Below are 26,446 nucleotides of genomic sequence, written 5' to 3'. Positions count from 1 at the left end.
GTGAGCGCCGGCACGGCGCGAGCAAGGAGGCGGACATTTGAGCTAATTTACCATCGCCCGAAGTTGTTGCGGCAGTGATCGTTTCGAAGTATACGGGCCCACGACGGCGGCACCGAAGCGCTTGGTCAGCAGCTGACTCGCCACCGCGTTGACCTCGTCGACGGTGACGTCGTCGATCTTCCGCAGGGTGTGCTCGATGCTGCGGTGCTTGCCATAGTTCAGTTCGCTACGACCGATGCGGCTCATACGAGAACTGGAGTCTTCCAGGCCGAGAACGATCCCGCCACGCAGAGAACCTTTGGCGATGCGGCATTCGGCCTCGGTGATGCCGTCGCGGGCCACCGATTCGAGCACCTCGCTGGTCACCCGCATCACGTCGGCGAACCGCTCGGGCAGGCACGCGGCATACACCGACAGCGCACCGCTGTCGGAGAACATGTCGACCGAGGAGTACACCGAGTAAGCCAGCCCGCGCAGTTCGCGCACCTCCTGGAACAGCCGCGAGCTCAGCCCGCCGCCCAGGGCGGTGTGCAGCACCGACAACGCCCAGCGATGTTCCCAGGCGCGTCCGGGGGTGCGCACGCCCAGCAACACGTGGGTCTGCTCGGCATCACGTTTGGCCACCGACAGTCCCGGTTGGCCGTTCACCCGTCCGGTGCCTTTGCGGGGCGAAATGGGCTGGCGCCCACGCACCAGACGCGATCCGAAGTGCCGGCGCACCAGGGTGACCACCTCGTCGTGGTCGACGTTGCCGGCCACCGCGACCACCATCCGCTCCGGGGTGTAGCGCCGCATGTGGAAGGAGTGCAGTTGCGACCGGGTCATCGCCGACACCGATTGCGCGGTACCGATCACCGGGCGCCCGACCGGGTGATCGCCGAACAGCGCCGAGAGGAACATGTCGCCCAGCGCATCCTCCGGGTCGTCGTCGCGCATCGCGATTTCCTCGAGGACGACATCGCGTTCCACCTCGACGTCCTCGACCGCGCAGCGCCCGTTGAGCACCACATCGGCGACCAGGTCGACGGCCAGCTCGAGATCGCTGTCGAGCACGTGCGCGTAGTAGCAGGTGTGCTCCTTGGCGGTGAACGCGTTCAGCTCGCCGCCGACAGCATCCATCGCCTGGGCGATGTCCACCGCGGTGCGGGTCGGCGTGGACTTGAACAGCAGATGTTCGAGGAAGTGCGCCGCACCGGCGACGGTCGCGCCCTCATCGCGCGACCCGACACCGACCCACACCCCAACCGACGCCGACCGCACCGCGGGCAGATACTCGGTGACCACCCGCAACCCACCCGGCAACGTGGTGCGGCGCACGGTGGTCTGCAGCGCGGGTTCGGCTTCGGCGGCGTGCTTGCCGCGCCGCAGGGCACCCACTCGAGGAGAGCGCGCCCCGGGTCCGTCAGCTGCTGGCTGTCGCGGCATCGGCCGGCGCGGTCTCCGGGGAATCTGCAGCGGGTGCCGCGCCGTCTTCCTCGACCAGGACCAGCGAGATCTTGCCCCGCTTGTCGATGTCGGCGATCTCCACGCGCAGCTTGTCGCCGACGTTCACCACGTCCTCGACCTTGGCGATGCGCTTGCCCTTACCGAGCTTGGAGATGTGCACCAGACCGTCGCGACCGGGCAGCAGCGACACGAAAGCACCGAAATCCGTTGTCTTGACCACGGTTCCGAGGAATCGCTCACCCACCGTCGGCAGCTGCGGGTTGGCGATCGCGTTGATCCGGTCGATCGCGGCCTGCGCCGAGGGACCGTCGGTGGCGCCGACGAACACGGTGCCGTCGTCCTCGATGGAGATCTGCGCGCCGGTCTCCTCGGTGATCGCGTTGATGACCTTGCCCTTGGGGCCGATGACCTCGCCGATCTTGTCGACCGGCACCTTGATGGTGGTCACCCGCGGCGCATACGGGCTCATCTCGTCGGGGGTGTCGATGGCCTCGGCCATCACCTCGAGGATGGTCAACCGGGCGTCCTTGGCCTGAGCCAGCGCACCCGCGAGCACCTGCGACGGGATCCCGTCGAGCTTGGTGTCCAGCTGCAGCGCGGTGACGAAGTCCTTGGTGCCGGCGCATTTGAAGTCCATGTCGCCGAACGCGTCCTCGGCGCCCAGGATGTCGGTCAGGGTGACGAAGCGTGTCTCGCCATCGACCTCGTCGGAGACCAGGCCCATCGCGATGCCGGCCACCGGCGCCTTGAGCGGCACCCCGGCGTTCAGCAGCGCCAGCGTGGACGCGCAGACCGATCCCATCGACGTCGAACCGTTGGAGCCCAACGCTTCCGACACCTGACGGATCGCGTACGGGAACTCCTCGACGCTGGGCAGCACCGGGATCAGGGCCCGCTCGGCCAGGGCGCCGTGCCCGATCTCGCGCCGCTTCGGCGAACCGACGCGGCCCGTCTCACCGGTGGAGAACGGCGGGAAGTTGTAGTGGTGCATGTAGCGCTTGGACGTTTCCGGCCCCAGCGAGTCGATCTGCTGGGCCATCTTGACCATGTCCAGCGTGGTGACGCCCAGGATCTGGGTCTCGCCGCGCTCGAACAGCGCGCTGCCGTGCGCCCGCGGCACGACGGCGACCTCGGCCGACAGGGCGCGGATGTCGGTGATGCCGCGGCCGTCGATGCGGAAGTGGTCGGTCAGGATGCGCTGCCGGACCAGCTTCTTGGTCAGCGAGCGGAACGCGGCGCTGATCTCCTTCTCGCGGCCCTCGTAGGTCTCGGCGAGGCGTTCGACCACCTCGGCCTTGAGCTCGTCGGTGCGCGCGTCGCGCTCGGCCTTGCCGCCGATGGTCAGCGCCTTGGCCAGCTCGTCGGTGGCCACCGAGGCGACCGAGTAGTAGACGTCGTCGGCGTAGTCCGGGAACGTCGGGTACTCGACGACGGGCTTGGCGGCCGCGTCGGCCAGCTCCTGCTGCGCGGTGCACAGCGCGGCGATGAACGGCTTGGCGGACTCCAGTCCTTGGGCCACAACGGTTTCCGTCGGCGCCTGGGCGCCGCCCTCGACGAGTTCGATGACCTTTTCGGTGGCCTCGGCCTCGACCATCATGATCGCGACGTCGGGCTTGCCCTCGCCGTCGGTGCCGACGATGCGACCGGCCACGACCATGTCGAACACGGCGCGCTCGAGCTGCTCGACGGTCGGGAAGGCGACCCACTGGCCGTCGATCAGCGCGACCCGCACGCCCCCGATGGGACCGGAGAACGGCAGACCGCTGATCTGGGTGGAGGCCGACGCGGCGTTGATCGCCAGGACGTCGTACAGGTCGTTGGGGTCCAGGCTCAGGATCGTCACCACGACCTGGATCTCGTTGCGCAGGCCGGAGACGAACGACGGCCGCAGCGGGCGGTCGATCAGCCGGCAGGTCAGGATCGCGTCGGTCGACGGCCGACCCTCGCGACGGAAGAACGAGCCGGGGATGCGGCCGGCGGCGTACATCCGCTCCTCGACGTCGACCGTCAGCGGGAAGAAGTCGAAGTGTTCCTTGGGCGACTTGCTGGCGGTCGTCGCCGACAGCAGCATGTTCTCGTCGTCGAGGTAGGCGACGACGGCCCCGGCGGCCTGCAGGGCCAGCCGGCCGGTCTCGAAGCGAATGGTGCGGGTACCGAAGGTCCCGTTGTCGATTGTGGCGGTCGACTCGAACACGCCTTCATCAATTTGAGCTACAGACATGGGTGTCCGTACAGCCTCTCTAGTTATTCAGCTTTTTCGCGTCGTCACACGCGACCCGAAAGGGTCCGGAGCTGCCCTGAACAGAGAGTCTGAATACGGCTACGGCCATCGATCGAAGCGGCCGAGAAGCCCCAGATCCGGAGCGCCCGGCTGCCACTACCGAAGACCGCCCGATACAGACTGGGCTGCTCCCGTCGTGACACGCTGGAACGGAACACGCGGATCTGCGCGGACCGCACCGTTTGTTCGGGCCAGATCGGCCCAGAACGCATCTACTCTACATGGGCGAACTTGGCTCGCCAGAGTGACGTGGGATCGGCCTCGCGTCAGCGACGCAGGCCCAGCCGATCGATCAGCGAACGGTAGCGCTCGACGTCGATCTGCGAGATGTACTTGATCAGCCGGCGCCGGCGACCCACCAGCAGCAGCAGGCCGCGCCGCGAGTGGTGGTCGTGCTTGTGCACCTTGAGGTGCTCGGTGAGGTCGGCGATCCGCTTGGTCAGCAGGGCGATCTGCGCCTCCGGCGACCCGGTGTCGGTGTCGTGCAGGCCGTATTGGCCCAGAATTTCTTTTTTCTGCTCGGCAGTAAGCGCCACGAAATTAACTCCATCAATCGGTCCGCGAAGGTTTCATGTCCGGGCGCGGCCACCGCGAACCGCAGCACGCGCCGATGTCGTCCGGCAGTTTAGCAGCCAGGAGGTGCCCGACCCGAATCGTCGGATGCCCGGTCAGCTGCGCTCAGTCGGAGAGCAGGCTGCGGGTCCGGTCGGTGTCGACGCCGATCTCGGCCACCAGTTCTTTCACCGAATCGAACTTGTGCTGTCCGCGGATGCGCGCGACGAAGTCCAGTGCGACATGCTGTCCGTACAGGTCAGCGGTGGTATCGAGGACGAACGCCTCCACGGTGCGGGTGCGCCCGGAGAAGGTGGGGTTGGTGCCGACGGAGACGGCGGCCTGGTAGCGCTCCCCCGGGACGACGGTGCCGGTCACCGGTCCGTGCCCGAGCACGGTGAACCACGCGGCGTAGACGCCGTCGGCCGGGATCGCCGAGTACATCGGCGGCGCGACGTTCGCGGTGGGAAAGCCCAACTCGGCGCCCCGCCCGTGACCGCGGACGACGACGCCCTCGACGCGGTGCGGACGGCCCAGCGCCTCGGTGGCCGCCACCATGTCGCCGGCGTCGACGCAGGAGCGGATGTAGGTCGACGAGAACGTCACGGTCTCGTTGCTGTGGTGCTCGGACAGCAACGACATCGACTCCACCGCGAATCCGAACCGGTCACCGGCCTTGCGCAGGGTCCCGACCGTGCCGAGCGCCTTCTTGCCGAAGGTGAAGTTCTCCCCCACCACGACCTCGACGACATGGAGATGCTCCACCAGCAACTCGTGGACGTAGCGCTCCGGCGTGAGCTTCATGAAGTCCGTGGTGAACGGCATCACCAGGAAGACATCGACGCCCAGCTCCTCGACGAGCTCGGCGCGTCGGGTCAGCGTCGTCAGCTGCGCCGGATGACTGCCCGGATAGACCACTTCCATCGGATGCGGATCGAAGGTCATCAGCACGGCGGGCACGTTGCGTGCCCGCCCGGCCTTCACCGCATGCGCAATCAATTCGGCATGACCGCGGTGCACACCGTCGAACACCCCGATCGTCAGGACGCATCGGCCCCAGTCAGTGGGAATCTCGTCTTGGCCGCGCCACCGCTGCACGACCGCAAGCCTACGATGCACACCGGCCCGACGCGCCGTAGGATGCCGATTCCGTTGTAACGGGGCCGGTGTTTCGGCACGACGGCACCGCCCGGGACGGTCAACACGCCGGATCAGACGTAGATTGCCTAAACTTTTTGTTTGTGAGGGCTGACGACGAGGCTGGCGGTCTCACCGCGGTTGGCCAGGACTATCTCAAGGTCATCTGGAATGCCCAGGAGTGGTCCCCTGATGGAACGCCGCAAAAGGTCAGCACCAAGATGCTGGCCGACCGGATCGGGGTGTCGGCCAGTACGGCCTCGGAGTCCATCCGCAAACTCGCCGAGCAGGGGCTGGTGCACCACGCGAAGTACGGCGCGGTGACCCTGACCGACGCGGGCCGGCGCGCGGCGCTGGAGGTGGTGCGCCGGCACCGGCTGCTGGAGACCTTCCTGGTCAACGAGCTCGGCTACGGCTGGGACGAGGTGCACGACGAGGCCGAGGTGCTCGAGCACGCGGTGTCGGACCGGCTGGTGAACCGCATCGACGCCAAACTGGGATTCCCGCAGCGCGATCCGCACGGTGACCCGATCCCGGCGTCCGACGGGCAGGTGCCCACCCCGCCGGCACGCCAGCTGTGGGCGTGCGCCGAGGGCGAAACCGCGGCGGTGGCCCGCATCTCCGACAAGGACCCCGAGATGCTGCGGTATTTCGACAGCGTCGGGATCAACCTCGACTCCCGGGTGCGGGTGGTGGCGCGCCGCGAATTCGCCGGCATGATCTCGGTCGCGATCCAAGCACCAGACGGCGCCGAGGCCACCGTCGATCTGGGCAGTCCGGCCGCCCGGGCAATCTGGGTCGTGCCCTAGCGCGGATTCGCTTCCTCGCGCCGAACGTGCTCTGATGGCGACAATTCGCCCCCGATGTTCCGCCCTGAGCGTGACGCCCTAGCCCGCCAGCAGCCCCTTGGCGATGTGGGTGACCTGAACCTCGTTGCTGCCGGCGTAAATCATCAGCGACTTGGCGTCGCGGGCCAGCTGCTCGACGCGGTACTCGGCCATATAGCCGTTGCCGCCGAACAGCTGCACGGCCTCCATCGCCACCTCGGTGGCCGTCTCCGAGGAGTACAGCTTGACCGCCGAGGCCTCGGCCAGCGTCAGCGGTTTACCGGCCTGCTGACGCTCGATCGTCATGAACACCATGTTCTGCACGTTCATCCGGGCGATTTCCATCTTCGCCAGCTTGAGCTGGATCAGCTGGAACTGCCCGATATTGCGGCCCCACAGCGTGCGATTCTTCGCGTAGTCCACGCACAGCCGGTGGCATTCCTCGATGATGCCCAGCGCCATCATCGCGATCCCGATCCGTTCGGCGGCGAAGTTGTCGCGGGCGCTTTCGCGGCCGTCGCCGCTGGCGTGCTGCTCGCTTTCGCCGAGCAGCCGGTCCGGGGTCAGCCGCACGTTGTCGAAGAACAACTCGCCGGTCGGCGAGGACATCATGCCCATCTTCTTGAACGGCTTACCCTGCGTCAGGCCTTCCATTCCCGCGTCGAGCACGAACACCAGCACCGGCCGGTTCCGCTTGCCTTCCTTGTCCAGCGACGCGTCGCCCTCGTCCAGCTTGGCGTAAACGACCAGCACATCGGCGTAGGGTCCGTTGGTGATGAACGTCTTCTGCCCGTTGAGGATGTAGTCCTCGCCGTCGCGGCGGACGTAGGTCTTCATCCCGCCGAACGCATCCGATCCGGAGTCCGGCTCGGTAATCGCCCACGCCGCAATCTTTTCCAGCGTCATCAGCTCGGGCAGCCAGCGCTCCTTCTGGGCCAGCGTGCCGCGGCTCATGATGGTCGCCGCGCCCAGGCCGAGGCTGACCGACGCGGTGCTCAGCAATCCGATGCTGACCCGGGCGATTTCGGAAACCAGTACCGCGACCATCGATTGCTGGCCGCCGAGACCTCCGGAATCGTCTGTGTTGTCCGGCTTTTCACCATTGGCCTTGGCGCGCTCGCGGTCCAGCATCTTCTTGACCGACTCGGCGGCCATCGCGTCGAGGCCGAACTGGCTGAAGAATTTGCGCGCGATCGGATACGGCGACAGCGCACCGGTTTCCAGCTCGTCCAGATGCGGGCGGATTTCGGAGTCCACGAACTGACGGACGGCATCCCGCATCATCAGGTCGGTTTCGGACCATTCGATCATGGCGTCCTAACGCTCGGCCCGCTGATAGGCGGTGACGACCGCCGCCCCGCCCAGCCCGATGTTGTGTTGCAGTGCGGCGCTGACGTTGTCGACCTGACGCTTGTCGGCCTGGCCGCGCAGCTGCCAGTTCAGCTCGGCGCACTGCGCCAGCCCGGTCGCTCCCAGCGGGTGCCCCTTGGAGATCAGGCCGCCCGACGGGTTGACCACCCAGCGCCCGCCGTAGGTGGTGTCGCCGTCGTCGATCAGCTTGGGCGCCTCACCCTCACCGCACAGCCCGAGGGCTTCGTAGAGCAGCAGCTCGTTGGCCGAGAAGCAGTCGTGCAGCTCGATCACCTGGAAGTCCTCCGGACCGAGACCGGACTGGTGGTAAACCCGTTGCGCTGCTTGAACATTCATGTCGTAGCCGATGAGGCCCTTGGCGCTGCCGTCGAAGGTGGATTTGAAGTCGGTCGTCATGGCCTGCCCGACGATCTCCACGGCCTGGCCGGCCAGTCCGTGCCGGTCGACGAATCCCTCCGAGGCCAGGATCGCCGCGCCCGACCCGTCGGACGTCGGCGAGCACTGCAGCTTGGTCAGCGGGTCGTAGATCATCTTCGCCGCCAGGATGTCGTCGAGGGTGTAGGAGTCCTGGAACTGCGCGAACGGGTTGTTCACCGAATGCTTGTGGTTCTTGTGGCCGATCTTGGCGAAGTGCTCCGCGGTCGAGCCGTACTGCTTCATGTGCTCGCGCCCCGCCGCGCCGAACATCCACGGCGCCGCCGGGAAGGCGAACTCGCTGATCTCGGCCATCGCCTTGACGTGCTTGTCCATCGGGTTGGCGCGGTCTTCGTAGGTCGTCGCCAGCGATCCGGGCTTCATCTTCTCGAACCCCAGCGCGATCGTGCAGTCGGCCAACCCGCCGCGAATCGCCTGCGCCGCCAGGAACAGCGCGGTGGATCCGGTCGAACAGTTGTTGTTGACGTTGACGATCGGAATGCCGGTCAGGCCCAGTTCGTAGAGTGCGCGCTGTCCCGCCGTCGACTCGCCGTAGACGTAGCCGACGTAGCCCTGCTCGATCTCGGTGTAGTCGATGCCCGCGTCGTTCAACGCGTTGGTGCCCGACTCCCGTGCCATGTCCGGGTAGTCCCAACCCTCGCGGCGGCCCGGCTTCTCGAACTTCGTCATGCCCACGCCGATGACATAAACCTTGTTGGACATCGTTGCCCCTTTCAAATGGCCCGAACGGCCCGGGTTGTTGACACCCGTCTAGTCGGCAGCTTAGCCGTGCCGGTCTGGCGGCTGAAACCCCGTCACAGCGTCGCGGGACGGATCACCACCACCGATTTGGTCCGCGAACCCTCGTCGCGCAGCAGCGCGACCACCCGGCCGTCGTCGCCGCCGGCGGCATAGACGCCGTCGATTCCGGCCGGTGACAAGGGCCGGCCGTGGCTGGCAGACTCGGCCTCCTCGGCGGTCAGCACCCGGCGCGGGAACACCAGCAGGCATGCCTCGTCCAGCGTCCAGCTCAGCCCCGGCCGCTCGGCCAGTTCGTCGAGGGTGCGCGCCTGGTCCAGCCCGAAACGGCCGACGCGGGTGCGCCGCAACGACGTCAGATGCCCACCCACCCCGAGCGCGGACCCGAGGTCGCGGGCCAGCGCACGGATGTAGGTTCCCGACGAGCAGTCGACCTCGACGTCGAGGTCGATCACCTCACCGCCGCGCCGGGTCGCCGAGACCTCGAACCGGTCGATGCGGACCGGGCGGGCCTCGAGCTCGACGGCCTCCCCCGCGCGGACCCGTTGATATGCGCGCTTGCCGTCGACCTTGATCGCGCTGACCGCCGAGGGCACCTGCTCGATGTCGCCGCGCAGCCCGGCGACCGCTTCGGCGATGGCCCGATCCGTCACGTGCGAGGACGAAACGCTTTGCAGCAGTTCACCTTCGGCGTCCTCGGTGGAAGTCGTCTGGCCCAGGCGAATCGTCGCGGCATACGACTTCTCCGATGCCGTCAACAGGCCGAGGATCTTGGTGGCGCGATCGATCCCGATCACCAGCACGCCGGTGGCCATCGGGTCCAGCGTGCCGGCGTGGCCGACCCGTCGGGTGGAAAAGATCCGGCGGCAGCGGCCCACCACGTCGTGACTGGTCATTCCGGCGGGCTTGTCGACGACGACCAATCCCGGCCCGGTGGGGCTTTCGGTCATAGCACGATCGCGGTGAGCACGAGTCCACGGTCGACCGACCAGCGGCCCCGCAACGCGGTCAGCGGCGGACCCGACAGCGCCTCCGGATCGATCAGGACCTGCGAGACAAAGGTGCCGGCCGTCGGGCCGTCGGCCTCGAAGCGGATGTGGGCGTCTTCGAAACCCAGCCATCTCTTGGTCAGTGGGAACCACGCCTTGTACGTTGCTTCCTTGGCGCAGAACAGGATTCGATCCCAATGCAGGCCGTCCGGCATTGCCCGCGGAATTTCGCTGCGCTCCTCGGGCAGGCTGATCGCATCCAGTACACCGTTGGGCAACACGTCGTGGGGTTCGGCGTCGATGCCCACCGAGCGCACCGCGGCACTGCGCCCCACCACCGCACCGCGATACCCCGTGCAGTGGGTGAGGCTGCCGACCACACCGTCGGGCCAGCAGGGTTCGCCCTTGTCGCCCTTGAGGATTGGCACCGGCGGCAGGCCCAGCTCGCCCAGCGCGACCCGCGCGCAGTACCGCACGGTGATGAACTCGTTGCGCCGCTTGGCCACCGACTTGGCGATCAGCGGCTCTTCTTCCGGCAACGGAGCCAGCCCGGGCGGGTCGGCGTACACCTCCGCGCAGGCCATCGACTGCGGCTTCTCCAAGGTCGCCGGCACCACCGACGACGCCAGCAGCCCGGCCGTCATCGCGACTGCCGCTGACGCAACTTTTCCCGGAACTGCTCGGACTGCGCCTTCATCTCGGGGGTGATCACGAAGTGGCCGCCGAAGTCGTTGAGGTAGCCCGGCGCGTACTGCGGGTCGGGAAGGATCTGGCGCAGCCAGCTGTACGGCTTGCGGCGTCGCCATTCGCGCGGGTAGCCGACCGAGACCTCCTCGAAGCGCACGTCGTCGTACCAGGTGGTCCGTGGGATGTGCAGGTGGCCATAGACCGAGCAGACGGCGTTGTAGCGGGTGTGCCAGTCGGCGGTCTTGGTGGTCCCGCACCACAGCGAGAACTCCGGGTAGAACAGCGCGTCGCAAGGGTCGCGCACCAGCGGGAAATGGTTCACCAGCACCGTCGGCGTCATCCAGTCGAGCTGTTCCAGGCGGGCCCGGGTGATGTCCACCCGCTCGCGACACCAGGCGTCGCGGGTCGGGTACGGCTCCGGCGAGAGCAGGAATTCGTCGGTGGCCACCACGTTGCGCTCGCGCGCGATTTCCAGGCCCTGGGCTTTGCTCAGCGCCCCCGCTGGCAAGAAGGTGTAGTCGTAGAGCAAGAACATCGGCACGATCGTGGCCGGGCCGCCGCGTTCGGTCCACACCGGGAACGGATGTTCCGGGGTGATCACGCCCATCTCGTCGCAGATGTTGACCAGGTAGTCGTAGCGCGCCTTGCCGAAGACCTGGTTGGGATCGCGGTTGGTGGTCCACAGCTCGTGGTTGCCCGGCACCCAGATCACCTTGGCGAACCGGCGTCGAAGCAGGTCAAGGGCCCAACGGATCTCGTCGGTGCGCTCGGCTACGTCGCCGGCGACGATCAGCCAGTCCTCCGGCGACGACGGATGCAGCGACTCGGTGACCGGCTTGTTGCCCATGTGACCCGTGTGCAAGTCGGAGACCGCCCACAGCGTCGGCTGTCCGGCGTTGCTCGAGTCCCTTGTCACCACGAGTAACCAGCCTAACGACCCGGCGCGATGACCCCGGTTCGGCCGCGGCTTTCGGCCTTGCCTGCGGCCTTTGCCACCTGCCGATTAGAACAAGTTCAGGTTTGGCTGTGACCTCGCGCACGTGACTTGTAAACTCCCCGCAATAGGGACGGCCGAGGGTAGGGGGTGTCATGTTCACCACGGTGCGCCTGCTCGGGGCGCTTGGTGCGGTGATCGCAGCGGTCATCGGCGGCACCGTGGGCTGGCACAGCGCGTCGCCGGCACCGACCGGAGACGACCGGGCCGTCGGGCTGCGCTCGACCGCGCAGCCGATGGAAACCACGATGAAGAGCCCGATCATCGCGACCACCGATCCGAGCCCGTTCGATCCCTGCCGCGACGTTCCCTTCGACGCGCTGCAGCGACTCGGGCTGGCGTTCACCCCGCCCGAACCCCAGGACGGGCTGCGCTGCCAATTCGACGCGGGCAACTATCAGCTCGCCGTCGAACCCATCATCTGGCGCACCTACGAGCAGTCGCTGCCCCCCGATGCCCTCGAGACGACGATCCAGGGGCACCGGGCGGCCACGTACTGGGTGTTGAAGCCGACCTACCACAACAGCTACTGGTTCTTCTCCTGCATGGTGGCGTTCAAGACCAGCTATGGCGTGCTGCAGCAAGCGTTGTTCTACTCGACGGTCTACTCCAACCCCGAGGTCGACTGTCCATCCACTAACCTGCAGCGGGCCAACGACCTCACGCCGTACTACAAGTTCTAGCCCGGCCGCGTGGGCGAACATGCTTGTGACTGAACCGTTTTCGAGACGCAGCAAAGATTCGCTGTCGTCGGCCTTAATCTGGTGGACGTGACTACGACGTCGACTCGACCCGGCGAACCCGCGCGGCACAGCCTCGCCGAGGCCGGCGTCAACGCCGCGGGCCGGCTGTTGGGTCTGCGGCCGGCCACCACCGGCTACACCGTGAACCGTGTCGACGTTCCGATGCGCGACGGGGTGCGACTGGTCGCCGATCACTACGCGCCGATCACGTCTCACCCGGCCGGCACCGTGCTGGTGCGCGGACCCTACGGCCGTGGCTTTCCATTCTCGCTGCTGTTCGCCCGGCCCTACGCCGCGCGCGGCTACCACGTCGTACTGCAGAGCGTGCGTGGGACGTTCGGGTCCGGCGGTGCCTTCGAGCCGATGGTCAACGAGGCCACCGACGGCGCCGACACCGTCGCATGGCTGGTCGAGCAGCCCTGGTTCACCGGCCGCTTCGCCACCATCGGGCCGTCGTATCTGGGATTCACCCAGTGGGCGATATTGCAGGATCCGCCGCCGCAGTTGGCCGCGGCCGTGATCACCGCGGGTCCGCACGATTTCGCGGACTCGGTGTACGGCACCGGGTCGTTCGCGGTCAGCGACTTTCTGGGCTGGAGCGACCTCGTCGCGCATCAGGAGGACCCGATCCGGCTCACGTCCGGCATCCGGCAGATACAGACGCCGCGGCGCATCGCGGCCACGGTCGCCCAGGCGCCATTCGGGGCGGCGGCCCGGCGGATGCTGGGCAACGGAGCACCGTGGTTCGAGTCGTGGGTGGAAAACCCCGATCCGCAGCACCCCTTCTGGGAGCGGCTGCGGTTCGGCTCGTCGCTGGACCGCGTGCAGGTGCCGGTGTTGTTGCTCGGCGGCTGGCAGGACCTCTTCGTGCGGCAGACCATGCAGCAGTATCGCCACCTGCGCGGGCGCGGCGTCGATGTCGCGATGACGATCGGCCCGTGGACCCACACCGAGCTGCTCACCAAGGGCCTGAGAACCAGCCTGCGCGAATCGCTGGACTGGCTGGACACCCATCTGGCGGGCGTCACGGCGGGCAGCCGCCCCAGCAGGGTTCGCGTCTGTGTGACCGGCCAGGGCTGGCGCAACCTGGCCGACTGGCCGCCGGCCACCTCACGGCGCGCGCTGTACCTGCGGCCGGGCCGCTATCTGGACGACACGTCGCCCACCGACCTGCCGAAGCTACCGCCGGCGACGTTCCGCTACGACCCCGCCGACCCGACCCCGACGATCGGCGGCGGGCTGCTGTCCCCGATCGGCGGCTACCGCGACGACAGCCGCCTCGCGCTGCGCGACGACGTGCTGACCTTCGACAGCGCCACGCTGCTGCACGATCTGTGCGTGTACGGCAGCCCGGTCGTCGAGCTGGCGCACCGCTCGGACAATCCGAACGTCGACCTGTTCGTCCGGGTCAGCGAGGTCGACGCGAAGGGCCGCTCGCGCAACCTCAGCGACGGCTACCGGCGCCTGGGCGCGCCGGCCAAGACCGTCACGATCGAACTCGACCCGATCGCGCACCGCTTCCGCGCCGGCTCGCGTATCCGGCTGCTGATCACCGGAAGCTGGTCGCCCCGCTACGCGCGCAACCCGGGCACCGGTGAGCCGACGCTGACGGCACGCCACATCAAGCCGGCCACTCACGCCATCGCCTACGGGCGCTCCCGGCTACTGCTCGCGGTCGGCCCGCCCGACCTGTCAGCCAACGGCATCGCGGACCCGGGCGGCGACATCGGCTAGCACGGCCTGGTCGTGAATCGGCGACGCCACCGCAGGCCGGGCGGGTAGCTGCACCCAGCTGGTGCAACCCCCGTACTCCGGCGTGCGGGTCAGCGCTATCGGCTCGACCAGTGGACTCACCGACACCACCAGCGCGGCGAGTTTGTGCTTGGGCCGGAAATCTAGCCGGTCGGCGCGTATCGACTCGGCGGTCCAGATGTGCAGGTCCTCGATCTCGCCGAGCCGCTCGGGACGGTTAACCGCCAGTGCCGCAACCACTTTGGCCGCCCCGCGAATCACCAGCCGATCTTCGGTGCTGTCGGCCTCCGCCGCGGCCAGCAGGTCGCGATGCTCGGGCCGGACCCGCTCGGCGTGGCTGTGCGCGACGGTCGGGAACAGCAAGAACTCACCGGCTGCGACTTCGAATCGCTTCTCCCCGATGCCACCCTTGCGTAACAGCAGGTACTGGCGGCCCTGCAGCAGCGCATGCACGGCCGCGCTCCACTCCTTGAGTGCGGGAGTCGTTGCGGTCAGCGTCATTTGGTGGCGGTGAGGCGGGCGACGACCTCGGGCCGGCGCAGCGGCGGGACGGTTTTGGGCGGTTGGCGACGCGGCGGCAGGGAATCCAGCAATCGCGTCGTCGTCTGCGTGACCTCGGCGACGGCGGCCTCGAACGCCTCGACGTTGGCCGCCGACGGGCGCGTGATGCCACTGACTTTGCGCACATACTGGCGCGCGGCCGCGGCGATCTCCTCAGCCGTGGCCGAGGGCTGCAAACCGCGCAGTTCGGTGATGTTCCGGCACATCCTTCAACGATAGGCGGGTTCCGTCTTGGCGCCCAGCGCTCGCCTAACCCTTGAGCAGCTCGCCGACGTGGGCCGCGACGGAATCCGCCAGCCCCTGAAGGTCATAGCCGCCCTCCAGCACCGCCACCAGCCGCCCGTCACAAAGCCTTTCGGCCGACTTCATCAACTCGCGGGTTACCCAGCCGAAGTCGTCGGCCGTCATCGTCAACGAGCCGAGGGGGTCGCGCTCGTGCGCGTCGAATCCCGCGGACACCAGCATCAACTCCGGAGCGAACCTGTCCAGCGCGGGCAGTATTCGTTGCACGAAGGCCTCGCGTAGCTCGGCCCCGCCGTCGCCCGGCTTCAGCGGCGAGTTGAAGATATTGCCGACCCCGGTTTCGATCGCAGCACCGGTGCCGGGAAACAGCGGCATCTGATGGGTCGACGCGTACAGCACGTCGGAGTCGGAGTAGAAAATCTGCTGAGTCCCGTTGCCATGGTGAACGTCGAAATCGACGATTGCGACCCGCGTCAGCCCGTACTTCTGCTGCGCATGCCGCGCTCCGATGCTGATGTTGTTGAACAAGCAAAAGCCCATCGCCCGTTCGATTTCGGCGTGGTGGCCCGGCGGCCGGCAGGCTACGAAAGCATTCTGGGCCTGCCCGGTCAGCACACTGTCGATCGCCTGCAGCGTCCCGCCGACCCCGCGCAAGGCCACTGCCCACGTCGACGGCTCCATCATGGTGTCGCCGCCGTCGAGGTACACATAACCCTGCTCCGGGCAGGCGGCTTCGAGGTCGTCGACGTAGCGGTTCGAATGCACATAGCGGGCCGCCGCCAGGTCCGCCGGCTCGGCGTGCTCGCGCACCAGCGGGTCGAACTGCGGCTGACTGAGCACGGCTTCCACCACGCGGTAGCGGTCCGGCCGCTCCGGATGGCCGGCCGCGGTCTTGTGGTTGGCGAAACTGGGATGGTGCAGCAGCAGGGTGGACATCGCGGCGGACCTCTTTCCAGGATCGTGGGCTACCCGTTTGCAGTATCGCCGAGGTGCCCAAGCACCGATCGATTTTCGGTATCAGTCGGTACTTTCGCGGATCAGCCGTTCGGTGACCAGGGTCAGTAGTTCGGCGGCGTGCGTCGTGCAGCGCGAAAGGTCGGGTTCGAGTTCGTTGAGGGTGCGCACCGCGCCGAAGCCGGCGGTTTGGGCCGCGGCCCTGGTCAATGTCGACACGCCGGCGATGGCGACGGTCGGTATGCCGCGTGGCCGGGCACATCGCGCAACGCCCACTGGGGCCTTTCCGCGCAGCGACTGGCCGTCGAGCGACCCCTCACCGGTGATGACCATGTTGGCGCCCAACAGCTTTCGATCCAGCTCGACGAGGTCGAGGATCAAGTCGATCCCTGGGCTCAGGCGGGCGCGCAGCACGGCGAGCGCGGCGAATCCCACCCCTCCGGCGGCACCGGCCCCCGGCGCGTCGCGGTAGTCGGCGCCGACAGCTCCCTCGACCAGGTCCGCCCAACCGGACAGACCGCGGTCCACTTCGTCGATCCGGTCGGCGCGGACCCCTTTTTGCGGTCCGTAGACGGCGGCCGCGCCGAGCGGCCCGCACAGCGGGCTGTCGACGTCGGCGGCCAGCGTGACCGTGGCAGTGCCGACGCCCGGGTGCAGCCCACCGAGATCGAGGCGGGCAGCGTCGGCCAGGCCCCGAGCACTCGGTGCAATCGGACGGCCGTGCCGGTCGAGTATCTCGGCACCCAGCGCCATCAGCATCCCCGCGCCGCCGTCGGTGCTTGCGCTGCCGCCCACACCGATGACGATGTCTTGGCAGCCGTCGTCCAGCGACCGGGCGATCACGCTGCCCAGCCCATAACTGCTCGCCGTCAGCGGCGCCGGCGTTGCCGACGGAAGCCGTTGCAGGCCACAGATATCGGCCATCTCGATGACCGCACGGGCACCCTTGCGGGCGTATGCGGTGTGTACCGGCGCACCGGTAGGTCCGCACGCATCGGCGTGGACTGCTTCGAATCCGGCCGCCACGACCGCGTCCAGGGTGCCCTCTCCCCCGTCGGCGACGGGGCAGAGGATCGGGGTGATCATCGGGTCGGCGCGACACACCCCCCGCGCCATCGCCCGCGCAGCCTGCTCGGCTGTCAACGAGCCCTTGAACTTGTCCGGCGCCAACACGATGTTGCCCTTCATGAGCAGGCCATCCCATCACGGTCGAGTCGCCCGCCGGCGGCGAGGGTGATGGGCAGGTATTCCGATACCACCCGCGCATCATATGGCTGTCCGAGGCGGGTGCGCGACGGTCATCGAAACCGCCTGTCAAGGCTGACAATTCGGGTTGTACGAGGCTGCCGATCCTTGACACGTATCGCGGATATCGCCTTGACTCGTTTCGTATCCCGATGCGGCAATTCCGCGATACGGAAGGACAGCGATGGCCGGTGCGACGTATACGGTGAACTGCTCGATCCTTTTCACCGACCTGCCCGTGCCGGACCGGCCGGGCGCGGCTCGAGCGGCAGGCTTTGAGGCGGTGGAGTTCTGGTGGCCGTTCGCCGAAGCGACGCCCCCGGAGCCGGACGTCAAGGCATTCGTCCGCGCCATCGAACAGGCGGGTGTGCAGCTGTCCGGACTGAACTTCTTCGCCGGTCACATGGCCGGCGGCGATCGGGGAATCCTGTCGGATCCCGCGCTGACAACCGAGTTTCGCGACAACGTGCAAGTCGCCATCGGCATCGCCGACAGCCTGGGCACCCGGGCGTTGAACGCCTTGTACGGCAACCGCATCGAGGGCATCGCGCCGGCGGAGCAGGACCAGGTCGCGGCCGAGAACCTGGCCTACGCGGCCCAAGCCGCCGAGCGCATCGGCGCGACGGTGCTCATCGAGCCGGTCAGCGGCGCGCCCCGCTACCCCCTCGAGACGGCGGCCGACGCGGTTCGCGTCATCGACCGCGTTCACGCCGAGTCGGGTGCCACCAATCTGCGTCTGTTGGCGGACGTGTATCACCTGTTCGTCAACAACGACGATGTCGCCGCGGCCCTGCTGTCCAACTATGAACGGATCGGGCACGTTCAGGTTGCCGATGCCCCCGGACGCGGGGAGCCGGGCACCGGTGAGGTCCCGCTCGGCGACTATCTCGCCATCCTGCTCGGACGTGACTACAGCGGCTACATCGGTTTGGAATACCGGCCTTCTCGCCCCGACACCTTCGACTGGCTGCCGCGCGACGAACGAGGTCGCGGCGGCGTCAACGTCGAATCCCTGAGAACACCGACCGGAACGAGAAACCAGTGAGCACTATCGGCTTTATCGGACTGGGCATCATGGGCAACCCGATGGCCTGCCATCTCGCCCGCGCCGGCCACACCGTCGTCGGTTACAACCGCTCGCCGGGTCACGCCGCGGAGCTGATCGAAGCCGGTGGGACAGAAGCGGACTCGATCGCGGAGGCGGTGAAAAACGCCGATGTGGTGGCGGTCATGGTGCCCGACTCCCCCGACGTGCAAAACGTGTTGCTCTCGGAGGACGGTGTTTTCGCCCACGCTCAGCCCTCGACGCTGGTGATCGACTTCTCCTCGATCCGCCCCGACATCACCGTCGAGCTGGCCAGGGAAGCCACCCGGCGCGGCCTGCGCCTCATCGACGCCCCGGTGTCCGGCGGCGAGCCCGGCGCCCAGAACGCGACGCTGTCGATCATGGTCGGCGCCACAGACGACGACTTCGCCGCTGCCAAACCAATTCTCGAGAGCGTCGGCAAGACCATCGTGCATGTCGGCGGCAACGGCGCAGGACAAACCGTCAAGGCCGCCAACCAACTGATCGTCGCCGGCAACATCGAGCTCCTTGCCGAGGCGATCACGTTCCTGCGCGCCTACGGCGTCGACCTGGACGCGGCGGTCAAGGTGCTCGGCGCGGGTCTGGCCGGCTCGGCGGTGCTCGACCAGAAGGCCCCGAAGATGCTGGCCCGCAACTTCGACCCGGGTTTCCGGATCCAGCTGCACCACAAAGATCTGGGCATCGTCACCAGCGCGGCCCGCGAAGCCGGCGTGGTCATCCCGCTCGGCGCCCTCGTCGCGCAGCTGATGGCCTCCGCCCTGGCCAACGGAGACGGCTCCCTGGACCACTCCGGTCTGCTGCGGGGCGTCGAACGCCTCTCCGGAGACAACGAAGGGGGCATCCGGTGACACGGATGCGTACGGTCGACGCGGCCGTCAAGATCCTCGAAATCGAGGGTGCCACACAGGCATTCGGGTTGCCCGGCGCCGCGATCAATCCGTTCTATTCGGCGATGCGGGCCCACGGCGGAATCCGGCATCTGCTGGCCCGCCACGTCGAGGGCGCCAGCCACATGGCCGAGGGCTATACCCGCGCGGCACCGGGCAACATCGGTGTGTGCATCGGCACCTCGGGACCGGCGGGCACCGACATGGTGACCGGATTGTATTCAGCCAGCGCCGATTCCATTCCCATCCTGGCCATCACGGGCCAGGCCCCCGTCGACAAGCTGCACAAAGAGGACTTTCAGGCCGTCGACATCGCCGCCATTGCGGCCCCCGTGACGAAAATGGCGATGACGGTTCGCGAAGCAGGCCAAGTCCCCGGCGCCTTCGCCAAGGCGTTTCACCTGATGCGCTCGGGGCGTCCCGGCCCCGTCCTCATCGACCTGCCCATCGACGTCCAGCTCGCCGAAATCGATTTCGACCCGGCTACTTACGCACCCCTGCCGGTCTACAAGCCCACGGCCACCCCCACGCAGATAGCCAAGGCGCTCGACATGCTGGTCACCGCTGCGCACCCGTTGATCATCGCCGGCGGGGGCATCATCAACGCCGACGCCGCCGAACTGCTCGTCGAGCTCGCCGAGGTGCTCAATGTCCCGGTGGTGCCCACCCTGATGGGCTGGGGCACCATTCCCGACGACCACCGGCTGGCCGCCGGCATGGTCGGGTTACAGACCGCCCACCGGTACGGCAACGCCACGCTGCTCGAGTCGGATTTCGTGCTGGGCATCGGCAACCGGTGGGCCAACCGCCACACCGGCGGGCTCGACACCTACCGGCGAGGCCGCCGCTTTGTCCACATCGACATCGAACCCACCCAGATCGGCCGGGTCTTCGCCCCCGATCTCGGCATCGTCTCCGACGCCAAGGCGGCCCTGCAACTCCTGGTCGCCGCGGCATCCCAGCGACGCGCCGCGGGCAGCCTGCCTGATTGGGCCGGCTGGGTGCGCGACTGCCAGGAGCGCAAACAGACGATGCACCGCAAGACCCACTTCGACGACATCCCGATCAAACCCCAACGCGTCTACGAGGAGATGAATCGGGCGTTCGGCCGTGATGCACGCTATGTCACCGCGATTGGGCTCTCCCAGATCGCGGGTGGCCAATTCCTGCAGGTGTTCAAACCCCGGCACTGGATCAACTGCGGACAGGCCGGACCGCTGGGATGGACGGTTCCCGCCGCACTCGGCGTGGTCGCCGCCGACCCGAGCGCCACGGTGGTGGGATTGTCGGGTGATTACGACTTCCAGTTCCTCATCGAAGAACTCGCGGTGGGCGCGCAATTCAACCTGCCCTACGTGCATGTCGTGGTCAACAACTCCTACCTCGGGCTGATCCGGCAAGCTCAGCTCAACTTCGACATGAACTACTTCGTTTCCTTGGCCTTCGACAACATCAATGCCCAGGAATCCGGTGACGACGATTTGCCGAAGGGCTACGGGGTCGACCATCGTCGGGTGGTAGAAGGGTTGGGCTGCAAGGCGATTCAGGTCACCGACCCCGCACTGATCGCGCCGGCACTCGCCCGTGCCCAGCAGCTGACCCGCGAGCACAAAGTGCCCGTGGTGGTCGAGATCTTCCTGGAACGCATCACCAACATCGCGATGGGAACCGACATCGACAAGATCGCCGAACACAATGAACTGGCAACCAGCATCGACGATTCACCCACCGCCGCAGCGTTATTCGACTAACCCCGTGTCCTGCCCCGCCGACCGCACGGGCGGCGTCCAATCCGTGGAACGCGCACTCGGAGCACTCGAGATACTGGCCGCCATGGGCGGGACGGGCGCGCTCGGGGAGCTGGCCGCCCGCGCGGATCTCCCGCAACCCACGATGCATCGGCTGGCCCGAACCTTGCTTCACCTGGGGTATCTGCGCCAGCTGCCCAACCGGCACTACTCGTTGGGGCCCGGGCTGATCCGGTTGGGCGAGAGCGCGGCCGCACTCGTCGGCGTATGGTCACGGCCGCATCTGAGCGGGCTGGTAGACCGCACCGGGGAGACGGCGAACATGGCGGTGATGGACAACGGCATGGCCGTCTACGTCGCTCAAGTCCCCTCCCCCCATTCCATGCGCATGTTCACCGAGGTCGGCCGGCGGGTTTACCCGCACAGCACCGGAGTGGGCAAGGCGCTGCTGATGCAACTCCCCGACGACGCACTGCGGGCGCTGGTGGCACGAACCGGCATGCCCGCAGCGACCGAGAATTCCCATACGACGGTCGACGGGTTGCTGCAAGACATCACGTTGTGCCGCGCCCGGGGTTATGCGGTCGACGACGGTGAGCAGGAAATCGGCGTCCGATGCTTTGCCGTGCCGGTGCCCGGCGCACCGTCCCTGACGGCCATTTCGATATCGGGCCCGGCGGTCCGCGTCGCACTGACCTCCGCGCCGACGATCACCCCGGTCTTGCAGCGGGTCGCGCGCGACATCGCCGCCGAGTTCGACAACGGCGCCGCCGCTAGGTGACCGGCCGACCGCATCGAGGTCCCTCGCGACCCTCTACGGTGATGGGAATGAGCGACGACATTCTGTTGATCACCACCGACGAGCGGGTACGCACCCTGACCCTGAACCGGCCGGAATCGCGCAACGCGCTGTCCGCCGCGCTGCGAGATCGGTTCTTCGGGGCGCTGACCGAGGCCGAAACCGACGACGGCGTCGACGTCGTGATCCTCACCGGGGCCGATCCGGTGTTCTGCGCCGGACTCGATCTCAAGGAGCTCGGCGATTCGACGGCCCTGCCCGACATCTCGCCGCGATGGCCGTCGATGACCAAGCCGGTCATCGGCGCGATCAACGGAGCCGCGGTCACCGGCGGGCTGGAGCTGGTGCTGTACTGCGACGTGGTGATCGCGTCGGAGCGGGCACGCTTCGCCGACACCCATGCCCGGGTGGGCCTGCTGCCGACCTGGGGCCTGTCCGTGCGGTTGCCCCAGAAGGTGGGCATCGGCCTGGCCCGGCGCATGAGTCTCACCGGCGATTACCTGTCGGCCGCCGACGCGCTGCGCGCCGGGCTGGCCACCGAGGTGGTGCCGCACGACCGGCTGCTGCCGACCGCGCGCCAAGTGGCCGCGTCGATCGTCGGCAACAACCAGAACGCGGTGCGGGCGCTGCTGGCCTCCTACCACCGCATCGACGAGTCCCAGACCAGCGAGGGCCTGTGGCTGGAAGCCATGGCGGCCCGGCAATTCCGGACCAGCGGCGACGACATCGCCGCCAATCGGGACGCAGTGCTGCAACGCGGACGCGCGCAAGTCCGCTAATCACCGCGATGGCGCGGATTCACCCGCTTGGGGCAAGAGCAAATGGCTTACCCGGCGCCGCAATTTCGTTTTATATGCCGTTGACCTGTACCGCGAAACTTTTGATCGCCAGCAGCGGCAATAGCCAATACGATCCCAACAACGACCCGAAACAATGCAGCAGAGCAGGAGGAATCGATGCGCATCATCGTCGACCTCACGATGCGGGTTCTCGGCGTCCTGACCCTGGTCATCGCGTCCGCGATCGCGGCCGGGCAGCACGCGGCCGCGGAGCCGCCACCGCGATTTCCGAATCTCGACGGATTCACCACGGTTCCGGCCGACGGGTATATCTCCACGTCATTGCCGGGAAACGCGCCCCGGATAATCTTCTCGACCCAGAACTCGGTGGTGTGCGACTTCTACGGCGGGCCCGCGCCCGCACCGCAACCGTCGCAAGACATTAAGTGCAATGGCGAAGTCCCCGGAATGGACGACGTTCTCTTTCCCGGCGGCGGTCACCCGAAACCCGGCGACTGCGTGGAAGGCTCGGTGAATTTCAAGGGGCCCGGCTACGAATTGAGCCGGATGACCTACGGCGGATGCGGCGGCAACCCGGCCGCATTGCGCTACGGCGGCAAGACATTGGCCGCCGGGCAGAAGCTGTCCTACCTTAACGTCACCTGCGCGGTGGGTGCCGACAACCTGATCGCCTGCCTGGATACCACCAGCGGGGACCACGGATTCGTGCTGCAATCCGTCGGAAGCTGGGCGTTCTAGCCCGGCCTAGCCCAGCGCCGCCCGCAGCGAGGCCACCACATCGTCGATCGAGCCGGAGGTCGAATAGCCGGCCGCCAGCCGGTGGCCACCGCCACCGAACACCGACGCGACCGCGGCCAGATCCACATCGGCCTTGGCCCGCATCGACACCGACCACTGTTGCGGGTCAACCTCTTTGAACACCGCGGCCACCTCGGCCTGCTGGGTGGTGCGCACGATGTCGACGATGCTCTCGACTTCCTCCGGCCGTGAGTTTGTCCAGTCGTCGTTGTCGACGACCGCATAGACCAGCCCGCGCCCCTCGACCGCGTCCGGCACCAGTTGCGCCGAGCCGAGCACCCGCGACAGCAGCGGGAGCCATACGAACGGGTGGGTGTCCAGCAGCGTGCGGCTGATCTGGGCGTTGTCCACGCCGAGCTCGACCAGGCGGGCGGCCAGCCGGAACGCGCGGGCGCTGGCCCAGCGGAACGAGCCGGTGTCGGTGGTCAGCCCGGCGTAGATGCAGTGCGCCACGTCGCGGTCGATCTGCTTGCCCCAGGCGTCGAGCAGCTCGGCCACCAACAACGTCGTCGAGTCCGCCGACGGGTCGACGTAGTTCGCGGTGCCGAACAGCTCGTTGGAGGCGTGGTGATCGATCACCAGCAGCGGCTGTTCCGGGCCGAGCACGTCGCCGAGTGCCCCGAGCCTCTTTTTGCTCGGAACATCCACCGTCACAACCAAATCCACGTCGCGACGCATCTCCTCGGGGCTCACCAGCAGCTGACACCCGGGCAACGAACGCAACGACTCCGGCAGGGTGGCCGGTGCGGCGAAGCTGACCTCGACCTCCTTGTCGCTCCGGTCGAGCACCGTGGCCAGCGCCAAACCCGCGCCGATCGTGTCGGCGTCGGGATGCACGTGGCAAATCACACCGATTGTCGTTGCGGCCGACAGCAATTCGGCGGCGCCGTCCGCGTCTACCCGCGTCCCCGCGATTGGGACGCGGGCCAGCTCAGTCTTTCCGTCGATGGTCGTCACCGCGGTCCTCCGCGTCCGCTGCCACCGTTGTCGCCCCATTCTCCCGATACGGATCGGCCTCGCCGGCCGGCTTGGCCCGCAGGCGAACCCGCGCCACGTCCTCGTCGGCGGCGCGGGCGCGCGCCAGCAGCTCGTCCATCCGCTGCACGGCGTCGGTGGTCGTGTCGCGGGTGAACGTCAACGTGGGAGTGAAACGCACGCCGGTGCCCGCACCGACCATGGTGCGCAGCGTTCCCTTGGCCCGGTCCAGCGCGGCCGCGGCGGCCTCGTAGTCGGGCTCGTCGTCCAGGGTGCGTCCCATCACGGTGTAGAACACCGTCGCGTCGTGCAAGTCGGCGGTCACCTTCGCGTCGACGATGGTCACGCCGTCCAGCCCGGGATCCTTGATCTCGAATTCGATCGCCGAGGCGACGATGGTGTTGACCCGTTTGGCGAGCCGGCGCGCCCGTCCGGGGTCGGCCATCAGGCGCGCTCCTTCTCGACCAGCTCGAAGGACTCGATGATGTCGCCTTCCTTGATGTCGGAATAGGTCAGCGTCATACCGCATTCGAAGCCGTCGCGAACCTCGGTCACGTCGTCCTTCTCGCGGCGCAGCGAGGAGATCGTCAGGTTGTCGGCGACCACGATGTTGTCGCGCAGCAACCGCGCCTTGGCGTTGCGGCGCACGATGCCGGAGGTGATCAGGCAACCGGCGATGACACCGACCTTCGAGGACCGGAAGATCGCCCGGATCTCGGCACGACCCAGCTGGTTCTCCTCGTAGATCGGCTTGAGCATGCCGCGCAGGGCCTTCTCGATCTCGTCGATGGCCTGGTAGATCACCGAGTAGTACCGGATGTCCACGCCCTCGCGGTTGGCCAGCTCGGTCGCCTTGCCTTCGGCACGCACGTTGAAGCCGATGATCACCGCGTCCGAAGCCGACGCCAGGTTGACGTTGGTCTCGGTGATGCCACCGACGCCGCGGTCGATGACGCGCAGCTCCACCTCGTCGTCGATCTCGATTCCCATCAGGGCCTCTTCCAGCGCCTCGACGGTACCGGCGTTGTCGCCCTTGAGGATCAGGTTCAGCTGGCTGGTTTCCTTCAGCGCCGAATCCAGGTCCTCCAGGCTGATCCGCTTGCGCGAGCGCGCCGCCAGTGCGTTGCGCTTGCGGGCGCTGCGCCGGTCGGCGATCTGGCGGGCGATGCGGTCCTCGTCGACGACCAGCAGGTTGTCCCCGGCGCCGGGCACCGACGTGAAACCGATGACCTGCACCGGCCGCGACGGCAGCGCCTCGTGGACGTCCTCGCCGTGCTCGTCGACCATCCGCCGGACGCGGCCGTAGGCGTCGCCGGCCACGATCGAGTCACCGACCCGCAGCGTGCCGCGCTGGATCAGCACGGTGGCCACCGGCCCGCGACCGCGGTCCAGGTGCGCCTCGATCGCCACCCCCTGGGCTTCCATATCGGGGTTGGCGCGCAGGTCCAACGCGGCGTCGGCGGTCAGCAGCACCGCCTCTTCGAGCGCCTCGATGTTGGTGCCCTGCTTGGCCGAGATGTCGACGAACATCGTGTCGCCGCCGAAATCCTCTGCCACCAAACCGTATTCGGTGAGCTGGCCGCGAATCTTGGCCGGGTCGGCGCCTTCCTTGTCAATCTTGTTGACCGCCACCACGATCGGCACGTCGGCCGCCTGCGCATGGTTGATCGCCTCCACCGTCTGCGGCATCACGCCGTCGTCGGCGGCGACCACCAGGATCGCGATGTCGGTGGCCTTGGCACCGCGGGCACGCATGGCGGTGAACGCCTCGTGACCCGGGGTGTCGATGAAGGTGATCAGCCGCTCGCTGCCCTCGAAGTCGACCCCGACCTGGTAGGCACCGATGTGCTGGGTGATGCCACCGGCCTCGCCCTCGCGGACGCTGGCGTTCCGGATGGTGTCCAGCAGTCGGGTTTTACCGTGGTCGACGTGACCCATCACGGTCACCACCGGCGGGCGGGTCTGCAGATCGTCCTCGTCGCCCTCGTCCTCGCCGTAGGTGAGGTCGAACGACTCCAGCAGCTCACGGTCTTCGTCCTCGGGACTGACGACCTGGACGACGTAGTTCATCTCGCTGCCCAGCAGCTCGAGCGTCTCGTCGCCGACCGACTGGGTCGCGGTCACCATCTCGCCGAGGTTGAACAGCGCCTGCACCAGCGAGGCCGGGTTGGCGTTGATCTTGTCCGCGAAGTCGCTCAGCGATGCGCCGCGGGCCAGCCGGATGGTCTCGCCGTTGCCGTGCGGCAACCGCACGCCACCGACGACCGGCGCCTGCATGTTCTCGTATTCGGCGCGTTTCGCCCGCTTGGACTTGCGACCGCGCCGGGGCGCGCCGCCGGGACGGCCGAACGCACCCGCGGCGCCGCCACGCTGGCCGGGACGGCCGCCGCCGCCACC

Annotated in this window: 25 protein-coding genes; 9 read left to right on the top strand and 16 right to left on the bottom strand. The window is 67.7% G+C overall.

The annotated features are described in order from the left end of the window. Window positions 1–42: 42 nt before the first annotated feature. The 4 genes from BN973_RS11340 to BN973_RS11325 form a co-directional block, all read right to left on the bottom strand. Window positions 43–1,425, bottom strand: a complete 1,383-nt coding sequence (locus tag BN973_RS11340) for a M16 family metallopeptidase (protein WP_051641221.1) — start codon at window positions 1,423–1,425, stop codon at window positions 43–45. Beyond that, window positions 1,403–3,667 (bottom strand): polyribonucleotide nucleotidyltransferase, encoded by a 2,265-nt coding sequence (locus tag BN973_RS11335; protein WP_036468161.1) that lies wholly within the window; start codon window positions 3,665–3,667, stop codon window positions 1,403–1,405. The genes BN973_RS11340 and BN973_RS11335 overlap by 23 nt, the downstream gene beginning before the upstream one ends. 326 nt (window positions 3,668–3,993) lie before the next feature. Beyond that, window positions 3,994–4,263, bottom strand: a complete 270-nt coding sequence (rpsO, locus tag BN973_RS11330) for a 30S ribosomal protein S15 (RefSeq protein WP_036468159.1) — start codon at window positions 4,261–4,263, stop codon at window positions 3,994–3,996. A gap of 142 nt (window positions 4,264–4,405) precedes the next feature. Next, the gene (locus BN973_RS11325) at window positions 4,406–5,377 is read right to left on the bottom strand and encodes a bifunctional riboflavin kinase/FAD synthetase (protein ID WP_036468157.1); all 972 of its coding nucleotides are present in this window, start codon (window positions 5,375–5,377) and stop codon (window positions 4,406–4,408) included. Between the two features lie 143 nt (window positions 5,378–5,520). Here BN973_RS11325 and mntR point away from each other — a divergent pair, with 143 nt between their 5' ends. After that, window positions 5,521–6,225, top strand: a complete 705-nt coding sequence (gene mntR, locus BN973_RS11320) for a manganese-binding transcriptional regulator MntR (RefSeq protein ID WP_036468155.1) — start codon at window positions 5,521–5,523, stop codon at window positions 6,223–6,225. A 78-nt stretch (window positions 6,226–6,303) separates the two neighbouring features. On the opposite strand, the gene BN973_RS11315 is transcribed toward mntR, so the two are convergent. The 5 genes from BN973_RS11315 to BN973_RS11295 all read right to left on the bottom strand — a co-directional run bounded on the left by BN973_RS11315 (window position 6,304) and on the right by BN973_RS11295 (window position 11,382). Further along, on the bottom strand, window positions 6,304–7,554 hold the full coding sequence (locus tag BN973_RS11315; RefSeq protein ID WP_036468153.1) for an acyl-CoA dehydrogenase family protein: 1,251 nt from the start codon (window positions 7,552–7,554) through the stop codon (window positions 6,304–6,306). 6 nt (window positions 7,555–7,560) lie between these two features. Next, complete coding sequence (locus BN973_RS11310; protein ID WP_036468151.1) at window positions 7,561–8,751, bottom strand: lipid-transfer protein; 1,191 nt, start codon at window positions 8,749–8,751, stop codon at window positions 7,561–7,563. A 92-nt stretch (window positions 8,752–8,843) separates the two neighbouring features. Continuing rightward, window positions 8,844–9,737, bottom strand: a complete 894-nt coding sequence (gene truB / locus BN973_RS11305) for a tRNA pseudouridine(55) synthase TruB (protein WP_036468149.1) — start codon at window positions 9,735–9,737, stop codon at window positions 8,844–8,846. Then, window positions 9,734–10,420 (bottom strand): 4'-phosphopantetheinyl transferase PptT, encoded by a 687-nt coding sequence (pptT, locus tag BN973_RS11300; protein WP_036468147.1) that lies wholly within the window; start codon window positions 10,418–10,420, stop codon window positions 9,734–9,736. The genes truB and pptT overlap by 4 nt, the downstream gene beginning before the upstream one ends. Beyond that, window positions 10,417–11,382, bottom strand: a complete 966-nt coding sequence (locus BN973_RS11295; RefSeq protein ID WP_036468146.1) for a metallophosphoesterase family protein — start codon at window positions 11,380–11,382, stop codon at window positions 10,417–10,419. Before BN973_RS11295 ends, pptT begins: the two co-directional genes overlap by 4 nt. Window positions 11,383–11,552: 170 nt before the next feature. Here BN973_RS11295 and BN973_RS11290 point away from each other — a divergent pair, with 170 nt between their 5' ends. Both BN973_RS11290 and BN973_RS11285 read left to right on the top strand, forming a co-directional pair. Further along, window positions 11,553–12,140 (top strand): DUF3558 domain-containing protein, encoded by a 588-nt coding sequence (locus BN973_RS11290; protein WP_036468144.1) that lies wholly within the window; start codon window positions 11,553–11,555, stop codon window positions 12,138–12,140. Between the two features lie 87 nt (window positions 12,141–12,227). Continuing rightward, complete coding sequence (locus BN973_RS11285) at window positions 12,228–13,934, top strand: CocE/NonD family hydrolase (protein ID WP_036472292.1); 1,707 nt, start codon at window positions 12,228–12,230, stop codon at window positions 13,932–13,934. On the opposite strand, the gene BN973_RS11280 is transcribed toward BN973_RS11285, so the two are convergent. The 4 genes from BN973_RS11280 to BN973_RS11265 form a co-directional block, all read right to left on the bottom strand. Continuing rightward, entirely contained in the window at window positions 13,893–14,453 is a 561-nt protein-coding gene (locus tag BN973_RS11280) for a DUF1802 family protein (RefSeq protein WP_036468142.1), read from the bottom strand. The two genes, BN973_RS11285 and BN973_RS11280, sit on opposite strands and share 42 nt — an antisense overlap. Continuing rightward, a complete protein-coding gene (locus BN973_RS11275) occupies window positions 14,450–14,719 on the bottom strand; it encodes a DUF2277 domain-containing protein (protein ID WP_036468141.1) in 270 nt (89 codons plus the stop codon). Before BN973_RS11275 ends, BN973_RS11280 begins: the two co-directional genes overlap by 4 nt. Before the next feature lie 43 nt (window positions 14,720–14,762). Further along, window positions 14,763–15,692 (bottom strand): histone deacetylase family protein, encoded by a 930-nt coding sequence (locus tag BN973_RS11270; RefSeq protein WP_036468139.1) that lies wholly within the window; start codon window positions 15,690–15,692, stop codon window positions 14,763–14,765. Between the two features lie 81 nt (window positions 15,693–15,773). After that, window positions 15,774–16,898, bottom strand: a complete 1,125-nt coding sequence (locus tag BN973_RS11265; RefSeq protein ID WP_036468137.1) for a glycerate kinase — start codon at window positions 16,896–16,898, stop codon at window positions 15,774–15,776. A 241-nt stretch (window positions 16,899–17,139) separates the two neighbouring features. Between BN973_RS11265 and BN973_RS11260 the strand changes: the two genes are divergently transcribed. From BN973_RS11260 to BN973_RS11235, 6 genes are all read left to right on the top strand, one after another. After that, window positions 17,140–18,000: a hydroxypyruvate isomerase family protein gene (locus BN973_RS11260; RefSeq protein WP_051641220.1), complete on the top strand. Its 861-nt coding sequence runs from the start codon at window positions 17,140–17,142 to the stop codon at window positions 17,998–18,000. Next, window positions 17,997–18,890 (top strand): 2-hydroxy-3-oxopropionate reductase, encoded by an 894-nt coding sequence (locus BN973_RS11255; protein ID WP_036468136.1) that lies wholly within the window; start codon window positions 17,997–17,999, stop codon window positions 18,888–18,890. The genes BN973_RS11260 and BN973_RS11255 overlap by 4 nt, the downstream gene beginning before the upstream one ends. After that, a complete protein-coding gene (gcl, locus tag BN973_RS11250; protein WP_036468134.1) occupies window positions 18,887–20,680 on the top strand; it encodes a glyoxylate carboligase in 1,794 nt (597 codons plus the stop codon). Before BN973_RS11255 ends, gcl begins: the two co-directional genes overlap by 4 nt. Window positions 20,681–20,723: 43 nt before the next feature. Beyond that, window positions 20,724–21,458 carry an IclR family transcriptional regulator gene (locus tag BN973_RS11245; protein WP_269147643.1) on the top strand — a complete coding sequence of 245 codons (735 nt, stop codon included), beginning with the start codon at window positions 20,724–20,726 and terminating at the stop codon, window positions 21,456–21,458. A 47-nt stretch (window positions 21,459–21,505) separates the two neighbouring features. Continuing rightward, window positions 21,506–22,255 (top strand): enoyl-CoA hydratase, encoded by a 750-nt coding sequence (locus BN973_RS11240; RefSeq protein ID WP_036468132.1) that lies wholly within the window; start codon window positions 21,506–21,508, stop codon window positions 22,253–22,255. Window positions 22,256–22,432: 177 nt separating this feature from the next. Further along, window positions 22,433–23,014 carry a hypothetical protein gene (locus tag BN973_RS11235; protein ID WP_036468130.1) on the top strand — a complete coding sequence of 194 codons (582 nt, stop codon included), beginning with the start codon at window positions 22,433–22,435 and terminating at the stop codon, window positions 23,012–23,014. Window positions 23,015–23,020: 6 nt separating this feature from the next. Here the strand turns inward: BN973_RS11235 and BN973_RS11230 are convergent, their stop codons facing one another. The 3 genes from BN973_RS11230 to infB form a co-directional block, all read right to left on the bottom strand. Beyond that, window positions 23,021–24,031 (bottom strand): DHH family phosphoesterase, encoded by a 1,011-nt coding sequence (locus tag BN973_RS11230; RefSeq protein WP_036468129.1) that lies wholly within the window; start codon window positions 24,029–24,031, stop codon window positions 23,021–23,023. Further along, window positions 24,006–24,494: a 30S ribosome-binding factor RbfA gene (gene rbfA / locus BN973_RS11225; protein WP_036468128.1), complete on the bottom strand. Its 489-nt coding sequence runs from the start codon at window positions 24,492–24,494 to the stop codon at window positions 24,006–24,008. The genes BN973_RS11230 and rbfA overlap by 26 nt, the downstream gene beginning before the upstream one ends. Beyond that, on the bottom strand, window positions 24,494–26,446 hold a 1,953-nt coding region (infB, locus tag BN973_RS11220; RefSeq protein ID WP_036468126.1), incomplete at its 5' end, for a translation initiation factor IF-2. The genes infB and rbfA, both read right to left, overlap by 1 nt.

This window comes from Mycobacterium triplex (assembly GCF_000689255.1).
GTDB lineage: Bacteria > Actinomycetota > Actinomycetes > Mycobacteriales > Mycobacteriaceae > Mycobacterium > Mycobacterium triplex.
This window is presented reverse-complemented; position numbering and strand designations above follow the sequence as displayed.

What these genes read in the sequence shown, in the direction of transcription:
- BN973_RS11340 (WP_051641221.1), bottom strand. Translation starts at nt 1,425, where the DNA reads ATGCCGCGACAGCCAGCAGCTGACGGACCCGGGGCGCGCTCTCCTCGA.
- BN973_RS11335 (WP_036468161.1), bottom strand. Translation starts at nt 3,667, where the DNA reads ATGTCTGTAGCTCAAATTGATGAAGGCGTGTTCGAGTCGACCGCCACA.
- BN973_RS11315 (WP_036468153.1), bottom strand. Translation starts at nt 7,554, where the DNA reads ATGATCGAATGGTCCGAAACCGACCTGATGATGCGGGATGCCGTCCGT.
- BN973_RS11310 (WP_036468151.1), bottom strand. Translation starts at nt 8,751, where the DNA reads ATGTCCAACAAGGTTTATGTCATCGGCGTGGGCATGACGAAGTTCGAG.
- truB (WP_036468149.1), bottom strand. Translation starts at nt 9,737, where the DNA reads ATGACCGAAAGCCCCACCGGGCCGGGATTGGTCGTCGTCGACAAGCCC.
- pptT (WP_036468147.1), bottom strand. Translation starts at nt 10,420, where the DNA reads ATGACGGCCGGGCTGCTGGCGTCGTCGGTGGTGCCGGCGACCTTGGAG.
- BN973_RS11290 (WP_036468144.1), top strand. Translation starts at nt 11,553, where the DNA reads ATGTTCACCACGGTGCGCCTGCTCGGGGCGCTTGGTGCGGTGATCGCA.
- BN973_RS11280 (WP_036468142.1), bottom strand. Translation starts at nt 14,453, where the DNA reads ATGACGCTGACCGCAACGACTCCCGCACTCAAGGAGTGGAGCGCGGCC.
- BN973_RS11275 (WP_036468141.1), bottom strand. Translation starts at nt 14,719, where the DNA reads ATGTGCCGGAACATCACCGAACTGCGCGGTTTGCAGCCCTCGGCCACG.
- BN973_RS11270 (WP_036468139.1), bottom strand. Translation starts at nt 15,692, where the DNA reads ATGTCCACCCTGCTGCTGCACCATCCCAGTTTCGCCAACCACAAGACC.
- BN973_RS11265 (WP_036468137.1), bottom strand. Translation starts at nt 16,898, where the DNA reads ATGAAGGGCAACATCGTGTTGGCGCCGGACAAGTTCAAGGGCTCGTTG.
- BN973_RS11260 (WP_051641220.1), top strand. Translation starts at nt 17,140, where the DNA reads ATGGCCGGTGCGACGTATACGGTGAACTGCTCGATCCTTTTCACCGAC.
- BN973_RS11240 (WP_036468132.1), top strand. Translation starts at nt 21,506, where the DNA reads ATGAGCGACGACATTCTGTTGATCACCACCGACGAGCGGGTACGCACC.
- BN973_RS11235 (WP_036468130.1), top strand. Translation starts at nt 22,433, where the DNA reads ATGCGCATCATCGTCGACCTCACGATGCGGGTTCTCGGCGTCCTGACC.
- rbfA (WP_036468128.1), bottom strand. Translation starts at nt 24,494, where the DNA reads ATGGCCGACCCCGGACGGGCGCGCCGGCTCGCCAAACGGGTCAACACC.